General features: G+C 70.8%; 12 protein-coding genes. 6 read left to right on the forward strand and 6 right to left on the reverse strand.

The genetic code is table 11. The features are described from left to right. The first annotated feature begins 134 nt into the window (after positions 1 to 134). Together OG407_RS04980 and OG407_RS04985 are read left to right on the forward strand one after the other, a co-directional pair. On the forward strand, positions 135 to 1,235 hold the full coding sequence (locus tag OG407_RS04980; protein ID WP_403594274.1) for a chemotaxis protein: 1,101 nt from the start codon (positions 135 to 137) through the stop codon (positions 1,233 to 1,235). Positions 1,236 to 1,329: 94 nt separating this feature from the next. Continuing rightward, positions 1,330 to 2,355 carry a Gfo/Idh/MocA family protein gene (locus OG407_RS04985; protein WP_405855358.1) on the forward strand — a complete coding sequence of 342 codons (1,026 nt, stop codon included), beginning with the start codon at positions 1,330 to 1,332 and terminating at the stop codon, positions 2,353 to 2,355. On the opposite strand, the gene OG407_RS04990 is transcribed toward OG407_RS04985, so the two are convergent. Both OG407_RS04990 and OG407_RS04995 read right to left on the reverse strand, forming a co-directional pair. Beyond that, on the reverse strand, positions 2,345 to 4,375 hold the full coding sequence (locus tag OG407_RS04990; protein ID WP_405855360.1) for a phosphocholine-specific phospholipase C: 2,031 nt from the start codon (positions 4,373 to 4,375) through the stop codon (positions 2,345 to 2,347). The two genes, OG407_RS04985 and OG407_RS04990, sit on opposite strands and share 11 nt — an antisense overlap. Before the next feature lie 147 nt (positions 4,376 to 4,522). Further along, positions 4,523 to 4,936: an SsgA family sporulation/cell division regulator gene (locus OG407_RS04995; protein WP_405855362.1), complete on the reverse strand. Its 414-nt coding sequence runs from the start codon at positions 4,934 to 4,936 to the stop codon at positions 4,523 to 4,525. 252 nt (positions 4,937 to 5,188) lie between these two features. On the opposite strand from OG407_RS04995, the gene OG407_RS05000 reads away from it, so the two are divergent. Next, entirely contained in the window at positions 5,189 to 6,349 is a 1,161-nt protein-coding gene (locus tag OG407_RS05000) for an MFS transporter (protein WP_405868287.1), read from the forward strand. A gap of 316 nt (positions 6,350 to 6,665) precedes the next feature. Here the strand turns inward: OG407_RS05000 and OG407_RS05005 are convergent, their stop codons facing one another. After that, on the reverse strand, positions 6,666 to 7,607 hold the full coding sequence (locus tag OG407_RS05005; protein WP_405855364.1) for a LysR family transcriptional regulator: 942 nt from the start codon (positions 7,605 to 7,607) through the stop codon (positions 6,666 to 6,668). Between the two features lie 71 nt (positions 7,608 to 7,678). Between OG407_RS05005 and OG407_RS05010 the strand changes: the two genes are divergently transcribed. Then, positions 7,679 to 8,566, forward strand: coding sequence for an SDR family NAD(P)-dependent oxidoreductase (locus tag OG407_RS05010; RefSeq protein ID WP_405855366.1), 888 nt, complete (start codon positions 7,679 to 7,681; stop codon positions 8,564 to 8,566). 42 nt (positions 8,567 to 8,608) lie between these two features. On the opposite strand, the gene murJ is transcribed toward OG407_RS05010, so the two are convergent. Then, positions 8,609 to 10,288 carry a murein biosynthesis integral membrane protein MurJ gene (gene murJ / locus OG407_RS05015; protein WP_405855368.1) on the reverse strand — a complete coding sequence of 560 codons (1,680 nt, stop codon included), beginning with the start codon at positions 10,286 to 10,288 and terminating at the stop codon, positions 8,609 to 8,611. 135 nt (positions 10,289 to 10,423) lie between these two features. Next, positions 10,424 to 12,697: a M4 family metallopeptidase gene (locus OG407_RS05020; RefSeq protein ID WP_405855370.1), complete on the reverse strand. Its 2,274-nt coding sequence runs from the start codon at positions 12,695 to 12,697 to the stop codon at positions 10,424 to 10,426. Positions 12,698 to 13,242: 545 nt separating this feature from the next. Here OG407_RS05020 and OG407_RS05025 point away from each other — a divergent pair. Continuing rightward, complete coding sequence (locus tag OG407_RS05025) at positions 13,243 to 14,670, forward strand: PP2C family protein-serine/threonine phosphatase (protein WP_405855372.1); 1,428 nt, start codon at positions 13,243 to 13,245, stop codon at positions 14,668 to 14,670. Between the two features lie 70 nt (positions 14,671 to 14,740). Here OG407_RS05025 and OG407_RS05030 read toward each other — a convergent pair whose 3' ends face one another. Beyond that, a complete protein-coding gene (locus OG407_RS05030; protein ID WP_405855374.1) occupies positions 14,741 to 16,249 on the reverse strand; it encodes a hypothetical protein in 1,509 nt (502 codons plus the stop codon). Positions 16,250 to 16,492: 243 nt separating this feature from the next. On the opposite strand from OG407_RS05030, the gene OG407_RS05035 reads away from it, so the two are divergent. Continuing rightward, entirely contained in the window at positions 16,493 to 17,638 is a 1,146-nt protein-coding gene (locus tag OG407_RS05035) for an aminoglycoside phosphotransferase family protein (protein WP_365306182.1), read from the forward strand. Positions 17,639 to 17,871: the final 233 nt, after the last annotated feature.

Consider the following 17,871-nt stretch of genomic DNA (forward strand, 5'->3'; position numbering starts at 1 on the left):
GCGTCCGGGGCCGAGGTGCGGGCATCCATGGTGGCTTCCTGCGTGGCCCGAGGGACGTTAGCAATGAATTGCCCTATTTACCTGGCAGGCTTCCCCCATATGCCCCATCCGCCGATCGGCCCTATCGTGCTGTTATGGAGCACGCACTGAGTCCCGCCACCCTCACCGAACTGCGGCGCCCGCGCCCTTACCCCGCGGTCTCCGTGCTCACCCCGACGCATCGTCGCGAGCCCGACAACGCCCAGGATCCGGTCCGGCTGCGCAATGTGTTGGCCGAGGCCAAGAAGCAGCTGGAGGCCGATCCCGCGGTCCCCCGGGAGCGGCGCATCGACGTGTCCCGGCAGCTCGACCAGGCCCTCGCCGAGGTCGATCTGGCGCACGCCGAGGACGGTCTGGTGATCTTCGCCGCGCCGGGCGAGCACCAGGTGTGGTCCCTCGCCAGGTCCGTGCCGGAACGTGTGGTGCTCTCCGACACGTTCCTCACCCGCAATCTCGTCTCCGCGCAGGCCTCCGAGCGCCCGTTCTGGGTGCTGTCGCTCGCCGCGGACCGCGTCACGCTGTGGAACGGCGGTGTCGACCGGGTCACCGAGACCCACACCGGCGGCTTCCCGCTGACCCGCGACCACCGCGACAACTTCGACGCCGAGCGCCAGGAGCGGATCGGGGACATCCCGAGCACCTTCCGCGACGAGGACACCCGCCACTTCCTGCGCGAGGCGGACACCGCGATGGGCCGGATCCTGCGCGAGCACCGGCGCCCGCTCTACGTCACCGGCGAACAGGCGGCCCTGTCCGCCTTCGACGAGGTCGGCAGCGCCACGAAGGACGCGGTGCACATCGCACACGGCGGCCTCGCGCACGGCACGCCCGACGCCGTGTGGCAGGCCGTACGGCCACTGGTCGACGCCGAGGCGCGCAAGAGCGCCGTCACCGTGACCCGGGAACTCGAATCGGCGCGCGGGCGCAAGGAGTTCGCGGCCGGCGTCGACGAGGTCTGGCAGAACGCCCGCGAGGGCCGGGTCCGGCTGCTGGCCGTCGAGGAGAACTACCGCGTCACGGTCCGCGACGACCACGGCGACCATCTGGTCCCGGCCGACGGCAGCGACCTCGACGCCCGCGAGGACATCGTGGACGAGATCGTCGAACAGTGCCTGGAGACCGGCGCCGACGTCCGCTTCGTCCCCGACGGCACCCTGAACGACGCGGACGGCATCGCGGGCGTGCTGCGCTACTGAACCCACCTCGCTGCCGGGTCCCGAGCATTCCGGAGGCCCCCTCCCCCTACGGCGTACGCTACGGCGTGATCGTCGACGGAGAGGGAGTGCGCACGTGGGTGACCTGCTGGGCGTGGCCGTGCTGGGTGCGGGACACATGGGAGCCGACCACATACGACGCCTCGACCAGGTGGTGAGCGGCGCCAGGGTCGCCGCGGTGGCCGACCCGGACACGGATCGCGCCAAGGAGGCGGTGGCCGGGCTGGACGCGGTCGCGGTGCACGAGGACGCCGTGGCCGCGCTGGACGCCCCCGGGGTCGAGGCGGTCCTCATCGCCTCGCCGGGTCCCGCGCACGAGGAGGCGCTGCTCGCGGCCTTCGCGCGCGGACTGCCGGTGCTGTGCGAGAAGCCCATGGTGCCCGACTCCACCGGGGCCCTCCGGGTGGTGGAGGCGGAGGCCCGCCTCGGGCGACGGCTGGCGCAGATCGGGTTCATGCGGCGCTACGACGCGGAGTACCAGGGCCTCAAGTCCCTGCTGGACAGCGGGCAGTTGGGGCGCCCGCTGATGCTGCACTGCGTCCATCGCAATGTGTCGTCGCCGCCGTACTTCACCTCGGCGATGCTCATCGACAGCTCGGTCTCGCACGAGATCGACGCGGCCCGCTGGCTGCTCGGCCAGGAACTCACCGCGGTGACCGTGCTCAGCCCACGCTCGTCGGCGCACGCCCCGGAGGGTCTGATCGACCCGCAGCTGGTGCTCTTCGAGACCGAGGGCGGCGCCCTGGTCGACGTCGAGATCTTCGTCAACTCCGGCTTCGGCTACCAGGTGCGCTGCGAGGCCGTGTGCGAGGCGGGCAGCGCCCGGATCGGCGAGGACCGCACGATGGTCGTCACCACGCGGGGCAGCGCCCACGAGGACGTGCCGCTGGACTATCTCGTCCGGTTCGCGGACGCCTACGACCGCGAGGTGCAGTCCTGGGTCGACGCCACCCGGCGGGGCCTGGTCACCGGCCCGAGCGCCTGGGACGGCTACGCGGCCTCCGCGATCGCCGAGGCCGGGGTCCGGGCGCTGGAGAGCGGCGGCCGGGTGACCGTCGAACTCGCCCCGCGCCCGGACCTGTACGCCGACGTCAGCCGCTGACGCTCGCCGCACCCGACTCCAGGTGCCCGGTGAACCGGCGCGACCAGGTCGCGTCGGAGTCGACGGTGACCGTGAAGTCGTACCAACCACCCTGGTACGCAACGGCGTTGAAGAAGTCCTCCGTGGACGCGCCCGCGGCGACCGTGTAGGCCCACGGCCCGTCGCTGCGGTAGTGGTTGGAGGTGATCGTGAACTTCACCGACGCGGCGGACGAGTTGGCCATCTTGAAGTAGACGGCCGACTTGCCGGTGCCCGGCTCGACGGCGTAACGGGTGCTCGCCTCAACGGACTTGCCCGCTTTCGTCGCGTCGCCCTGGAAGCGGCGCAGGAAGCGGTTGGGGCCGACCATGGTGATGTCGTACTTGCCGCTGCCGTAGCCCGTACCGATGTTGAAGTAGTCGGAGGCGGTGCCGCCCGGGTCGATCGTGTACTGCCAGGGCGTGGTGTCGCGGTAGGCGTTGGGGTGGATGGAGAGGTGGGCGGCGCTCTTGGCGGCGCCGCCCTGGTTGGTCATGGCGAACCAGGCGAGGATCTTGCCGCTCGACCCGAACTCCAGGTGATCCAGGTACCCGTTGGGCTGGTACGGCAGCGCGCGGGCGGGCCGGGTGCCGGTCTCCTGCGCGGGCAGGGCGTTGTTCGTGGGCACCGGGTTGGGCAGCGGGCCGCAGGTGGAGAGGCCGATGACGCTCGTCGCGGGCAGGGACACCGCGCCGTAGACCGGGTTGGCGAAGTCGAAGACGCCGGTCAGGTCGCCGCTGACCTTGCGGCGCCAGGTGCTGATGTTGGGGCAGGCGGCGGGCTTGCCCAGCGTCGAGGTCCAGGTCTCCAGGAAGCGCAGGACCGAGGTGTGCTCGAAGACCTCCGAGGAGACCCAACCGCCGCGTGTCCAGGGCGAGATGACGATCATCGGGACGCGGAAGCCGAAGCCGTAGGGCACGCCGTTGAGGAACTCGCCGTCGGTTCCGGCGGGCGGGGCGGGCGGCGGGACGTGGTCGAAGTAACCGTCGTTCTCGTCGTAGTTGAGGAACAGGACGGTCGAGTCGAAGACGTCCGGGTCGGCGGCGAGGGCCTGGTAGACGAGGCCGACGAAGTGGGCGCCGTCGCCGGGCGGGGCGTAGGGGTGCTCGGAGAATGCCTGGTTGGGGACCACCCAGGAGACCTGCGGGAGGGTGCCCGCGAGGACGTCGGCCTTGATGGCGGCGGCGATGTCGTCGGGGGTCGAGCCGGTGGCGGCCGGCACGGAGGACATGCCACGGTCGTAAAGGGGGCTGCCCGCCTTGGAGTTGGTGAAGTTGTTGAAGTAGGCGCAGGCGTTGTCGCCGTAGTTGTCCTGCGCGTTCTGGTAGACCTTCCAGCTCACTCCGGCGTTCTGCAGGGACTCGGCGTAGGTCTGCCAGGTGAGGCCGGACTCGTCACCGCCGTCGTAGCTGGAGGAGTCGACCTTGCCGCTCCACAGGTAGGTGCGGTTGGGGCCGGTCGCGCTGAGCGTGGAGCAGAAGTAGGCGTCGCAGATCGTGTAGTTGTCGGCGAGCGCGTAGTGGAAGGGGATGTCGGCGCGGTCGAGGTAGCCGAGCGAGCGGACGTTCCCGACGCCCGAGACCCAGTTGTCGAGGCGGCCCTTGTTCCACGCGGAGTGCTGCGATGACCAGGAGTGCGGCAGGTCGCCGTTGCACTGGGCGAGGGTCTCGCCGTCCTGGCCGCCCGCGGCCGGGGTGGCGCTCAGCTTCCACGGGTACTGACGGCCGCCGCCGTTGGGCTGGTTGAAGACCGGGTAGCCACCGCTCAGCGTGATGCCACTGCGGTCGTCGAAGCCACGCACGCCCTTCAGGCGCCCGAAGTAGTGGTCGAAGCTGCGGTTCTCCTGCATGAGGATCACCACGTGTTTCACGTCCGAGATCGTGCCGGTCGTCGCCGCCGCCCGCTGCGCCGCGACCGCCGGCCGTGCGCCGGTGCCCGTCGCCATGCCCGCCGCCACGGTGGCACCGAGCCCCACGAAGCCTCTTCGGCTGATCGGTGTCATTCGCTCCACCCTCGTCACCGGCGTGCCCGAGCGGCACACCGCGCGCAAGGGTGCACGGGGTGATCGCCAAGGTCCATACCGGGACGGTGAGATGGAGGTGAACAAAAGTCAAAGTCGCCCTCCGGAGGCCGGGTTGCCCTCCCCCGCTCACACGTTCCCGAACAAAGCACTCAGCCCCCGGTCGACGAGCGCGTCCATGTCCTCCTGCCCGGTGGCCACCAGGTCGTAGGTACGCAGGAGGAAGCGGCGCAGCTCCGGGGTGTGGAAGTGGAGCAGGGCGAGCCCGAACGGCGAGTGGAACTCCAGCACCGTACGGGCCCCGCCGCACGGCCACAGGTGCACGTCACCGCCGCCGGCCGGCCTGCGCAGCCCCTCCTCCAGCAGCGACCGGGCGAAGGTCCAGGTGACGCCCTCGCCGTCGAGGGAGACCTCGGGCGGGAAGTCGAGGTGCACGGCCAGCGGGTCCGAGGCGAGGTAGCGGAGCGTGGCGGACACGGGGATCTCCGTCTCCTCCGCCGTGATCAGCCGGGCTCGGGTGGGCTGTTCGAGGGTGATGTCCATGGTCGGTCTCCACTGCGGGCGTGAGGTCGGCCGGATTGCCGTGTGCCTGTACGACCTCGCAGGTGCCCTTTGCATTACGCGGAAGCTCGAACGAGTTGATGTGACCTGCGTCACACAGCCGTCGATGCATGGGGCTGCCGGTGAATTCGATTGCGGTGGTGCGGGTGGGTCCGGTGAGCTGACCCCATGGACGGGGCCGCGGAACAGGGACGACAGACGCGGTGGCACAGGTCGGCGGTCCTCGCGGCCCTGATGCTGGCCGCCTTCACCTTCAACACCGCGGAGAACCTGCCGATCGGCCTCCTGGAACTCATCGCCGACAGCCTGCGGGTCTCCGTACCGGCGGTCGGACTGCTGGTCACCGGCTACGGCGTGACGGTGGCGGTCACGTCCGTCCCACTCGCCCACGTCATGCGGGGTGTGGCCCGACGCCATGTGCTCACAGCACTCCTGACGGCACTGGTCGTGTCCAGTGTGATGGCGGCCCTGGCCACGTCGTACTGGCTGCTCCTGGCGGCCCGACTCCTGACCGCACTCGCCCAGGCGTTGTTCTGGGCCGTGATGGGACCGGTCGCGGTGGGCCTGTTCGCACCCGAGGTCCGGGGGCGGGTCATCGGCGCGCTGTCCGTCGCCGGTTCGCTGGCCCTCGTGCTCGGGGTACCCGCCGGCACCTGGCTGGGCCACCGCGAGGGCTGGCCCGTACCGATCGCCGTACCGGCGGCCCTGGGGCTCATGTCCCTGGTGACGATCGCGACCCTGCTCCCGACCTCACGTCCGGACGAGGAGCGAGCGGCCTACGGCACCCGCCCCGACGCCCGCCGGTTCGGTACCGTCCTCGCGGCCGGGACCCTGGCCGCCACCGGGTCGTTCGCGGGCTTCACGTACATCGTGAAGTTCCTCGGCGACGTGAGCGGCTTCTCCCCGGGCGCGGTCAGCGCCCTGCTGGTGGTGTTCGGCGTCGCGTGCCTGGCCGGGGTGACGGTCACCGGGGCGGTGCTGGACCGCTGTCCGCAGGCGGCGCTGAATACCGCCGTAGCCATCCAGGCGGTGGGCATGCTCGGCCTGTACGCCCTCGGCACCCATCCGGTGACGGCCGTGGTGTTCCTGACGCTGATGGGCGGTGCGCTCGGACCGGTGTTCATGACCGCCCAGAACGCGATGCTCCAGTGCGCACCGGGACGTACGGACATCGCTCTCGCGGCCAACTCCGGTTCCTACAACGCCGGTATCGCGGCCGGCGCGGCGCTCGGGGGGTTTGTGTTGCGGGTGGCGGATGTGCGGGGGGCGTTCCTGGTCGGCGGGTTGCTGACTGTGGGGGCTTGTGGGGTGTTGGCGGGTGCCTGGGTACTGGGGCGGGGGCCAACGTCGGCTGGGCAGCGCTGTGTTGGGGAGGAAGGTCGGGCGGGCGGCTGACCAACTCTTTCTCGGGAGGGCGCCATAGCTACAGCAAGGGCATGCCCGGGGTTGCTCGGCACGCGAGTGCCGCTCCGGCGGGCCAAAGCCGGACCCCGGGCAAGGCCGAGTTGGTGAAGCCGAGTTGGTGAGCCCGGCCAGGGCGCGTGACCAACTACCGCCCATGCGGGCACCGCACCCACCGCGACAAACCGCCGACCGGCAGGTCCTGCCGGTACCCCTCGGCGCACGGATGGCGCACGGGTCGCGCACCGCGCGGGTCAAAGACCGTCCAGCGAGGCCCAGTTGGGAGACCCGGCCAGGTCGGCCGAACAGCTCACTCCTGTGCCGGTGCCGCGCTCGGCGTATACGCGTCGAGCGCGGCCAGTCGGAGAGCGGCCCCCACTCGGGTAACCGCTTCGGTGGGTGTCTGCGGAAGCCGGGCCAGTAGCAGGCGGCGTTGTTCCTGGGGGCCGCCGCGTACGGGCAGGACGCGTACGCCCGGTGGGGCGGCGGGGGCGAGGGAGCCAGTCACCGTGGTCAAGCCGAAGCCTGCCGCGACGAGTTGGAGCTTGGCCAGCCAGTCGCGGGCGGTGTGGACGATCTCGGGGCGCTCGTCCAGGCCCGGCCATACGCCCATCAGGCGGTCCTCGCCGGAGGAGGGACCGGCGATCCAGCGCTGGCCGCGCAGGTCGGCCACGTCGATGTAGTCGGCGCGGGCCAGTGGATGCGTGGCCGGCACCGCGAGGTACAGCGGGCGTTCGGTGAGGGTGCGCAGCACCAGCGGTGGTGACTCGGTGTCCGGCGGGCGGAACGGGGGTGCCGACGCCAGCAGCGCCAGATCGAGGCTGCCGGCGCGCAGGGCGCGTACCAGGGCCGGAGTGCCGCCCTCCCGGCTGACGACGTGCAGGTCCGGGTCGGTGCGGCGCAGGGCGGCCAGGGCGCGGGGCAGCAGGACCGCTCCAGCGCTGGGGAACCAGCCCAGGCGGACGGTCGCGGCCTCCGTCGGCAGACCGGACAGTTCGCGCGCGGTCGCGTCGATCTCGTCGAGTACGACCGTCGCCCTGCGCATGACGATCCGGCCGGCCGGGGTCAGCCGTACGCCGTCACGGCGCCGTTCGAGCAGTTCGGCGCCCGCGGCCCGTTCGATCGCGGCGATCTGGCGGGACACCGCGGACTGGGTGTAGCCCAGTGACGCGGCGGCCGCGGTGAAGGTTCCCTGCTCGGCGACCGCGCGGAAGACGCGCAACGCGGTGAGTGACACATCCGTGAAGTCCATGACGATCACGCATGCTAGCGGTGCGTAAGTCTCGTTGGACGCACACCCGACGGGTTCCTACCGTGGCAGTCATGAACGTTTCACGCATCGCCCTCGTCACGGGCGCCAACCAAGGACTCGGCCGCGCCCTCGTCGAGGGCCTGGCGGCCCGCCTGGGCCCCGACGACCTGGTCCTGCTCACAGGCCGCGACGAGCGGCGCGTCACCGACGCGGCCCACGAGGTCGCGGGCCTGCCCGGCACCCGCAGCCGGGTCGAGGGCCGGGTCCTGGACGTCACCGACACCGACGCGATCACCCACCTGGCCGACGATCTCCGGCAGCGTTACGGCGGGGTCGACATCGTGATCTCGAACGCCGTGGCCCGGGTGCTGCCCGGGGAGTCCCAGGCGGCCCGCGCCGACGAGTTCATCGATGTCTCCAACACCGCCACCCACGCGATGCTGCGTTCCTTCGGCCCCGTACTGCGCCCGGGCGGCCGCTTCCTCGTCGTGGCCAGCGGCCTCGGCACCCTCGGGCACCTGGACCCCGCGCTGCACGAGCTGTTCGACGGCGCGAGCCTGGACCAGGTCGAGTACGCCGTCGAGTCCTGGCGCGGCGCCGTCCACCACCGCACCACGGCCGAGGCGGGCTGGCCGCTCTGGCTCAACGTGCCCTCGAAGGTGGCCCAGGTCGCCGCCGTCCGCGCGGTCGCCGCCGAACGCCGCGAACACGACCTCGCCACAGGCACGTTGATCGCCTCCGTCTGCCCGGGCATGGTCGACACGGCCACCTCTCGCCCCTGGTTCAGCGACTTCAGCCAGGCCCAGTCCCCCGCCGACGCGGCGAGCGCCGTCCTCGACCTCGTCTTCGCCGAGCACGTCGACCCCACCCACTACGGCGAGTTGGTCCGCTTCGGCAAGGCCCTGGACTGGTACGGCGGCACACCGCCGGTGGAACAGGACCGGCTGATCACACCGTGACGGCACCGGTATCCGTGTACAGGTGACGCCGGTGCCCGACCCTCATCCCAGTCCGGGCAGGCTCCGCAATTCCCCGATCCTCAGCAACCGGGCCAGGAGCAGGAACAGCAGCGCCATCGCGGTGCCGCCCGCGGCCAGCGAGAGCGCGGGCGTCCAGGAGGCCGAGGCCAGGGTCTCGTCGCAGACGCGGGAGAGGAGCCACCCGACCCCGCCCGCCGCGACGGCGGCCGTGGTCAGTTTCGCGTAGGTGCGACAGATCCGGCGTCCGTCGAGGAGTCCTTCCGTACGTCGCCGGAGGCGCAGCGCGGTCACCAGCAGACCGATCGCGTACGACAGCGCGTAGGCGCCGGCCATCCCCGTGACCGCCCAGCTCGCGGGCAACAGGATGTGGCAGGCCGTGGCGAGGCCGATGTTGATGCCGCCGATCCACACCGCCATCCGGAACGGCGTACGGGTGTCCTCGAAGGCGTAGAAGCCGCGGAGCAGGAGGTACTGCGCGGAGAACGGGATCAGTCCCAGGCCGAAGGCCTGCAGCATGTGGCCCAGCGGCGCGGTGGCCGAGGCGTCGGCGGAGCCGTGGGCGAACAGGAGTCGGGCCGTCTGCGGACCGAAGGCGAGGAAGAAGAAGGCGGCCGGGACGATGACGACTCCGCTGACGCGCAGCGCTCGGGACAGGTCGGCCCGCAGGTCGTCGACGCGGTGTTCGGCCACGGCCCGGCTCATGCGCGGGAGCAGGGCCGTGACGAGCGAGACGGTGACGATCGACTGGGGCAGCGTCCAGATCTGCTGGGCGTAGCTGTAGGCGGTGTACCCGACACCGTCGCGGGGACGGGCGGCGTCCGCGTCGGAGGCCAGCCGGGTCACCACCGTGCTCGCCGCCAGGTTGGCCAGCACGAACAGCAGCGTCCAGCGTGCGGCGTTGACGCTCTTGCGCAGCCCGGTGCCACGCCAGTCGAAACGCGGGCGGAACCGGAACCCGGCCGCGAGGGCGTAGGGGACCAGCGCGAGTGCCTGGACGGCCAGCGCGATCGTGGTCCCGATTCCGAGCAGCCGGACCTGGGCGCCCGTGATGTCCGAGACCTGTTCCGGCGCGGTCATCAGGCCGAGGTAGAGGCCGAACATGGTGATCAGGACGAGGTTGTTGAGCACCGGGGTCCACATCATCGCGCCGAACCGGCTCCGGGCGTTGAGGACTTGGCCGAAGATGCTGAAGACGCCGTAGAGGAAGATCTGCGGCAGCAGGAAGCGGGCGAACACCACGGTCAGTTGGAAGGCGTCGTGGGTGGCGGGTGTGTCGTGCTGATAGATGCTGATGATCTCGGGGGCGGCCCAGGTGGCCAGCGCGGTCCCGATGCCGAGCACGCACAACACCAGGGTGACCAGGCGCTGTTCGAAGGCGGCCCCGCCATCGGGGTCCTCGGTCCGGGCGCGGACCAGCTGGGGGACCAGGACGGAGTTCAGCGCGCCGCCGATCAGCAGGAAGTACAGGCTCGTCGGCACCGTGTTGGCCTGGTTGTACGTGGTGGCCAGCAGTCCGGTGCCCAGTGCGGCGCCCTGCAGCACCATCCGTATCAGTCCGGTGGCGCGCGAGACTATGGTGCCCGCCGCCATCAGCGCGGTCGAACGCAGCAGCCCACCACCGCCTTTGGGCTTCCTCTGCGCGGCATGCCTCCGCCGTGCCCGTAACCGATCGGACCGCTCGGGCGAACTCTCCTCGATCATGGGCTCAATCTACGATCCCCGGACGCGGGTTCTGGCCGCGCCTCCGTGCAAACCGGCGCGGCCAGAACCAACTCGGGCTGTCAGGGCCCGACTTCGAACCCCTCAGCCCTCAACTACTGTGCTGGACACCCCGGTTCACGGAGTGAGCTGCCACTGCTCGATGTAGCCGACGTCGATCGCCGCGTGGTCCTGCACCCGCAACTTCCAGGTGCCGTTGACCGGTTGGGCGGAGGTGTCGACGGTGAAGGTCTGGTCGACGTTGTCCGCCGAGCCGCCGGAGCGGTTCAGCAGGGAGTAGACCGTCCCGTTCGGGCCCACGAGGTCGACGGTCAGGTCGCCGCGGTAGGTGTGGACGATCTTGACGTAGACCTGGGTGGTGGCCGAGGCGTTGCCGTCGCGGCCGGTGACCGTGATCGGGGACTCCACGGCGCCGGCGTTGTCGGGGATGTCGACGCGGGTGGCACTGGCGTAGATGTTGGCGATCCGCCAGCTGAAGGCGACGGTGGCGGTCGCGCCCGTGTCGTCGGTGACGGTCACCGTGACGTCACTGGTCCCGAGGGTGGTCGGGATGCCGGAGATCAGACCGGTGCTGCTGATGGTCAGTCCGTCGGGCAGTCCCGTGGCCGAATAGGTCAGGCCCGCACCGGAGTTGGTGGTGTACGCGTCCGTCTGCAGGGACACGGCCTGGCCGACTCCGCTGATCTGGGCGGCGACCGGGGCCACGTTGACGCCGAGCGCGATCCGGCTTCCCACGTTGATCCCGGCCCACGCGTCGGCCACGGCGAGGTAGGTCGGGCTGTAGGCGCCGAAGAGGTCCGCGGCGGCCTGCAGGGTCGCGGTGCGGGCACCGGCGTAGTTCGTGGACGAGGTCATGTACGTGGTCAGCGCCCGGTACCAGACCTTCTGGGCGTTGTCGATGCCGATGCCGGCGACGGGCACACCGTCGTAGGTGGGGCTGTCGTAGGCCACGCCGTTGACGGTCTTCGCGCCGCTGCCCTCGGACAGCAGGTAGAAGAGGTGGTTCGCCGGGCCCGAGGAGTAGTGGACGTCGACGCTGCCGAGCGTCGAGCTCCAATAGTCGCGGGACGCACCGTCCTTGGACGGCTTGTCCATGTAACGCAGCGGTGTGCCGTTGCCGTTGATGTCGATCTTCTCGCCGACCATGTAGTCGGGGACGTCGGCGGGCAGGTTGGCGTGGAACTCCACCGCGGCGGCGAAGATGTCCGAGGTGGCCTCGTTGAGGCCGCCCGACTCGCCGGAGTAGGTGAGGCCGGCGGTGGCGGCGGTGACGCCGTGGCTCATCTCGTGCGCGGCCACGTCCAGCGCCGTCAGCGGGTGGGTGTTGCCCGAGCCGTCGCCGTAGGTCATGCAGAAGCAGGTGTCGTCCCAGAACGCGTTGACGTAGTTGTTGCCGTAGTGGGCCCGGCTGTAGGCGGCCACCCCGTCGTTGCGTATGCCGTTGCGGCCGAAGACGTCCTTGTAGTAGTCCCAGGTCGCCGACGCGCCGAACGCGACGTCCACGCCCGCGGTCTGCCGGTTGCTCTGGGTTCCGTCACCCCAGACATCGTTGTCATCCGTGAAGAGGGTGCCGGTGCCGGAGGTGCCCTGGTTCAGGTCGTAGGTGCGGTGTCCGGCGCGGTCGCCGTCGACGAGCTGGTACGTCGAGCCGGAGAGCGTGGTGCCGAGCGGGACCGTTCCGTTGAACTGGCCGGTACCGGTGCCCGTTTCGATGCCCTGGTACTGGAAGACGGCCTTGCCGGAGTCGGCGTCGGTGATCACATGGAGTTCGTTGGGCGTGCCGTCGTCCTGGAAGCCGCCGACCACCGCCTCCCAGGCGAGGACGGGCTTGGCTCCGGCGGCCCAGACGACGAGCCGCGGGGCGCCGTCGAGCTTGGCCTGTTCGCCGCCCGCCTTGGACGCTGCCGCGAGCGCCTTGGTCTTCACCGTCGCCGACGTCACGTTGGGGGTGATGTCCGCCAGGGTCAGGTCGGCCTTCGCGGCCTTGGTGACCGTGAGGCGGCCGCTCTTGGCGTGGACGACCAGGTCGCCGCCGAGGACGGGCAGCCCGGAGTACGTCCGCTCGTAGCGGGTGTGGGTGGTGCCGTCGGCGTCCTGGCTGACGTCCTTGACGACGAGCTTCTCCTTGGCGCCGAGGCCGAGGGTCTTCGCCGTGCTCTTGACGGCCGTGCCCGCGCTCTTGAGGAGGGCGGCGTGCTTCGACGGCGACAGGGCGGCCGGGGCCGCTCCGGCCCGAGGCGTGGCCAGGATCTTCGCGGAGGCGGTGTGCCCGCCGGGAGCGGCGGAGGCGGCGCCGGTCTGCATACCGGCGGCCAGCAGGGTGCCGACCGCGGTGAGGACCAGGGCGGCGGTGTATCTGGGGTGGTGCGGATAACGGTCATGCCGGGTCAAGGCGTTCTCCTTATGTGGGGTGGTCGGACTCGGTGGAGTCCTGGAGAGCGGGTCGGGCCGGGGTACGGCCGTCCGGCGAGCGCGCGGGTGCGGGTGCGGGGAGGAAGGGTGAGGGAGGAGTGAACGCTCGGTGAGCGTGGTGCACAGCAGCGTGGCATCACGCTCACAGAATTGTCATGGCTATAACAAAGCAAAGTCTCAAAATGGCTGTTGCGTACTGCGGATCACTCACTTGAACAACACTTTTCAGCCTCGCCCCAGGCGTCCGCGCCGCACGGGAACGGCAGGCCGTCGAACAGGTGGTTGAATGACGACCCGGAAGGGTAATCAGTCCTTCAACTCGCGTACGGCGCATACGACTTGCCCCACCAGGACAGCCGCGCCACGAGCACGGCACCAGTCGCCCGTGTAGACGCTGGCATATGCCAGAAGCACCACCGGATCGTGTGTTGCCAAATCCCTTACAGGGCGTCGCAGCCTGTGCGACAGTCGTAACCGGTCCCTCCATCCGCCTTGGTCGTACCGTCCCCGCATCGGAGTGCGTCATGCCGTCCCACCTCTCCGCGGACCGCCCCGCCGCCCAGCCGCCCGCGCGTGGTTCGGTCGACGCGCTGATATCGCAGGCGCGGCGGCTCATGGGCGACGTGGACGCCGTACGACGGGACGCGCAGCACGACGGTGCGGACCCGCGAGAGCGGTGGCAGCGGGCGCTGTGCGATCTGGCGCTGCATCAACTCAACGATCTCGACGAACACTTGGCCCAACTGCGGGACGGCCCGCCGCCCGTGCCGACGACCGTGGAAGCGGCGCCGACCCCGACTGCCGTACCGGAAGCGCCTCGTGACGACTCGCTGCTCAGCCGGGTCGGCAGCGCGGAGTGGAATCTGCTGACGGACGAGGCGAGTTGGTCCGGGGAGCTGTACCAGATCCTCGGCCGTGACCCGTCCGCTCCCCCGCTCACTCTGGACGAACTGCCGTCCCTGATCCTCGACGAGGACCGGCCCGCGCTGACCGCGATGGTCACGGACTGCCTGATCGACGCCAAGCCCATCGACGGCGAGTTCCGCATCGTACGGCCCGACGGTTCCGTACGGACCGTGCACATGATGGGCGAGCCCGTGCTCGACGCCGACGGCGGCACCGCCTCGATGTGGGCCGTGCTGCGGGACGTCAGCGAACTGCGCCGCAGCCAGCGGACGGTGAGCGAGACCCGTGACTCGCTGCAGCTCCACCGGCACCACGCGCAGACCGAGCGCCGGCTCGCGGTCGAGCTGCAGGAGGCCGTGCTGCCGCCGTGGCGCGGCTCCCTGCGGCTCCCGCACCAGGGGCCGGAGACCCTGGACCTGGCCGCCCGCTATCTGCCCTCCTCCACGAGCGCGCTGATCGGCGGCGACTGGTACGACGCGCTCCAACTGTCCGACGGAGCAACGCTGTTGAGCGTCGGCGACCTCACCGGACACGGTGTCGCCGTCACCTCGGGCATGGCGATGCTGCTCGGCGCCCTGCGCGGCATGGCGATGGCGGGCACCGAGCCCGGTCAACTGATGTCCTGGCTCAACCAGTTACTCGACGCCACCGTCCAACCGGCCCTGGGCAGCGCGGTGTGCTGCCGCTACCGGCCCGAGACCCGCACCCTGGCCTGGGCGCAGGCGGGACACCCCGCCCCGCTGCTGTTCCGCGGCGGGACGGGGCGCGTGCTGAGCGCACCGGACGGCGTCCTCCTCGGCGCCACCTCGGGGGCGGCCTACGGACAGGCCGAGGAAACCCTCGAAGCAGGCGACGTGCTCCTGCTGCACACCGACGGACTGGTGCCGGGGCACAGCGGAGAGGCCGCCGTGCGCCAGCTCCTCGACCTGGCCCCGCGGTTCGGCGAGGCGCGCACCGCACAGGACTGCGTGCGGATGGTCGTGGAGGAGTTCGGCGACACCGAGCGCGCGGACGACGCGTGCGTGCTCGTCGCCAGGACGACCTGAGAAAGACAGCACGACCTGGGAAAGAAGCGGCTGTACGAACTCCTTGTGCGGAAGGAGTCGCACAAATCCCCTACGCCTGTGCGCTGTTGCCGCCCTTGGCCCTCGGGCTCCTCGACTGGATCTTCGGCAGGGCGAGTGCGATCTCCTCCCGCAGTTCGTGGATCCTCGGATAGCCGGCGTACTGGGCGGTGAGCCGGTACATCTCGCGCAGCCGGTCCCAGGTGCGGTGGGAGGAGTTCGATCCCATCGACGCCAGGGCCAACCGCGCGTACCTGTCCGCCTGTTCGGGGTCGTCGGCGATGAAACAGGCCGAGGCCATCGACAGGAAGTCGAAGATCTTCGACCGCTGCCGTCCGTCGACCCGCAGCGCCAGGGCCTTCGCCGCGAAGTACTGGGCGTGCACGGCCGCTCCGGGCTCGTGCTCGGCCAGGGTGCGGTAGGCCAGGGCCTGCATGCCGTAGAGATCCTCCTCCTTGAACGTCTGCATCCAGCTCGGGGGCGGTACGTCGCCGCGGTCGGAGACGAAGAGGTCCTCCGCCTGGCCGAGGGTGCGGCGCATGGCCTGTCCCTTGCCCATCGACGCCTGTGCCCAGGCCTCGATGGTGCAGAGCATCGCCTGGGTGCGCGGCAGCACCTCGTCGCCGGAGCCGGTCTTGGCGAGTTTCATGAGATCGAGTGCGTCGTCGGGCCGGCCCAGGTGCACCATCTGGCGAGCCGCCCGTGAGAGCGCCTCCCCGGCGCGGGGCCGGTCGCCGCCCTCACGGGCCGCGTGGGCGGCGATGACGAAGTACTTCTGGGCCGTGGGCTCCAGGCCGACGTCGTGCGACATCCAGCCCGCGAGTACGGCGAGATTGGCGGCGACGCCCCACAGGCGCCGCTGCAGATCGGCGGGGTGCCGGTAGGCGAGCATGCCGCCCACCTCGTTGAGCTGTCCCACCACGGCCTTGCGTTGCAGCCCGCCGCCGCGGGCCGCGTCCCAGGCGCGGAACACCTTGACGGACTCCTCCAGTTCCTCGATCTCCTGCGACCCGATGGGGGCGGCCTCGTAGCGGTCGAACCCAGCGGGGTCGGCGTGCAGGGGATCGTCGAACCGGGGAGCGTCGGTGGAAAGAGTCGGATCGGAGTGCAGCCATGCGTACATGGCGCTGCTGAGTGCGGAGCCTGCGGCGAGCGCGGCGCCCGCGCCCACCAAGCCGCGTCGGTTGAGCATGAGGTCCATTCCCGTGAATTCGGTGAGGACCGCAGCTGTCCGTTCGGGCGCCCACGGCACACCGTCGGGATGTTCCACACTCCCGTCGTCGGGCCGTTTTCCCGTACGCCCGTGCCGGACCAGACCGAGGTCCTCAATGGTCACGACACGGCCGAGACGCTCGGTGAACAGAGCCGCCAGCACCCTCGGCACCGGATCGCGCGGGATCTCTCCCGTGTCGATCCAACGCCGTACCCGCGAGGTGTCGGTCGACAGCTGGGGGTGGCCCATGGCCGCCGCCTGCCGGTTGACCCGCCGCGCGAGCTCGCCCTTGGACCAGCCGGCCAGGCCGAACAGGTCCGAGAGACGGGAGTTGGGTTGTCCGTTCACGTCAAGCCCCCAGGTTCTCGGCTGACTTGAACATAGCCCGGCGCGGGTTGCCGGGCGACTATTCGCCAGGGTTCGCCAGGGTCCGCCAGATGGTGTGCCACTGCGCATCTGGTGTCAGGTAGGAACGCGCCACCCCGACCCGGTCACCGAGGGACATTCCCCAGGGTGATCCCGTGGGACCGGGCCGGGCAGCGCGCTTGTTTGGACAGGCACTGCAGGCACACGAAGGGATCTGTATCTCCCATGTACACAGCATCGTCCTCCGTGTCCGCCCCGCCCCGGTCGCTGCACCCCCGCCCGGGCGCCGGCGGCCCCTACCTCGACCCGGCGCGGCCGGCGGCCGCCCCCGTGCTCGGTGCGGGCAGGCCGCGGCGCGTTCCCGGGCTCGGCCCCCAACCCCTCAGCGGGAGACTCGACTTGTCCGGCCCTCAGGGCGCCCAGCTGCGTACGGCGATCGCGTCGGTGCACCGGATCTGCCCGGAGTTCGCTCCGGTGCAGGTGCTACGCCGCAACGGGCGCTCGGTGCTTCTGGTCGGAACGACCGGACGCAGCACGGCTGTTGCGAAGTGTTTACTGGACCACTCCCCCGCGTGGGCCGAGCGGATCCGGCACGAGATAGCGGCGTACCGCTCGTTCGTCCGGCACCGCCCGCCGGTGCGGGTGCCGCGGCTGATCGCGGCGGACCCGGACAACTGCACGCTGGTCATCGAGCGGATGCCGGGCCGGGTGGCGGCGCTGCACCGGCACCCGGCGGAGGCCCCGCCGCGGGCGGACATCCGGGCGGCGCTCGGCTCCATCTGCCGGCTGAACGCCTGGCGGCCGCCGGCGGGCACGTTCGACGCCCCGCTGGACTACGCGGCCCGTATCTCCCGCTTCCACGAGCTGGGGCTGCTCACCGACCGGGACATGGGAGATCTGCAGAAGCTGCTGCACGGCATCGCGCACTCGGCGGGCCGGGGCGGGATGGGCCAGTTCTGTCACGGTGACGCCCTGCTGTCCAACATCCTTCTCTCACCGGCCGGTCCGGTGCTGGTGGACTGGGAGCACGCCGGCTGGTACCTGCCGGGCTACGACCTGGCCACGCTGTGGGCGGTCCTCGGGGACGCGCCGGTGGCCCGGCGGCAGATCAGTCAGATCGCGCAGTCGGCGGGACCGGCCTCGCGTGACGCCTTCCTGGTGAACCTGATGCTGGTGCTGACCCGCGAGATCCGTACCTACGAGATGGCCGTGCAGCGTTCGATGCACGACTCGACCCCGGCGGCACCGGGAGTGGTGGCCCACCCGGGTGCTGCGCCGTCCGGCGAGGAACAACGGCTGCTGCTGAGGCGGCTGCACGACGACTGCCAGATGGCCCGACGGGCCGTGCGTGCGGCGGTCGGCACTCGCTGACGGGGACGAGGGTCCGGGGTGCGCCCTGCAGCGGCGCACCCCGGACCTTCGTGTGTCCGGCCGACATATGGCCGGCCCCTATGTGTCCGGCCTACACATATCTGCCCGGGCCCCACACTCCCCCATTGGTGTACTCCACTGACGCCCCGCAGGCCCGGGAGTCGCCGCCACGAAACTCCTCGCATCCCCCGTTGACATGGGAAATCGCCTTCCTCTGGGCATGATTGACGGAT

The organism is Streptomyces sp. NBC_01515 (genome assembly GCF_045040345.1).
Taxonomy (GTDB): Bacteria; Actinomycetota; Actinomycetes; order Streptomycetales; family Streptomycetaceae; genus Streptomyces.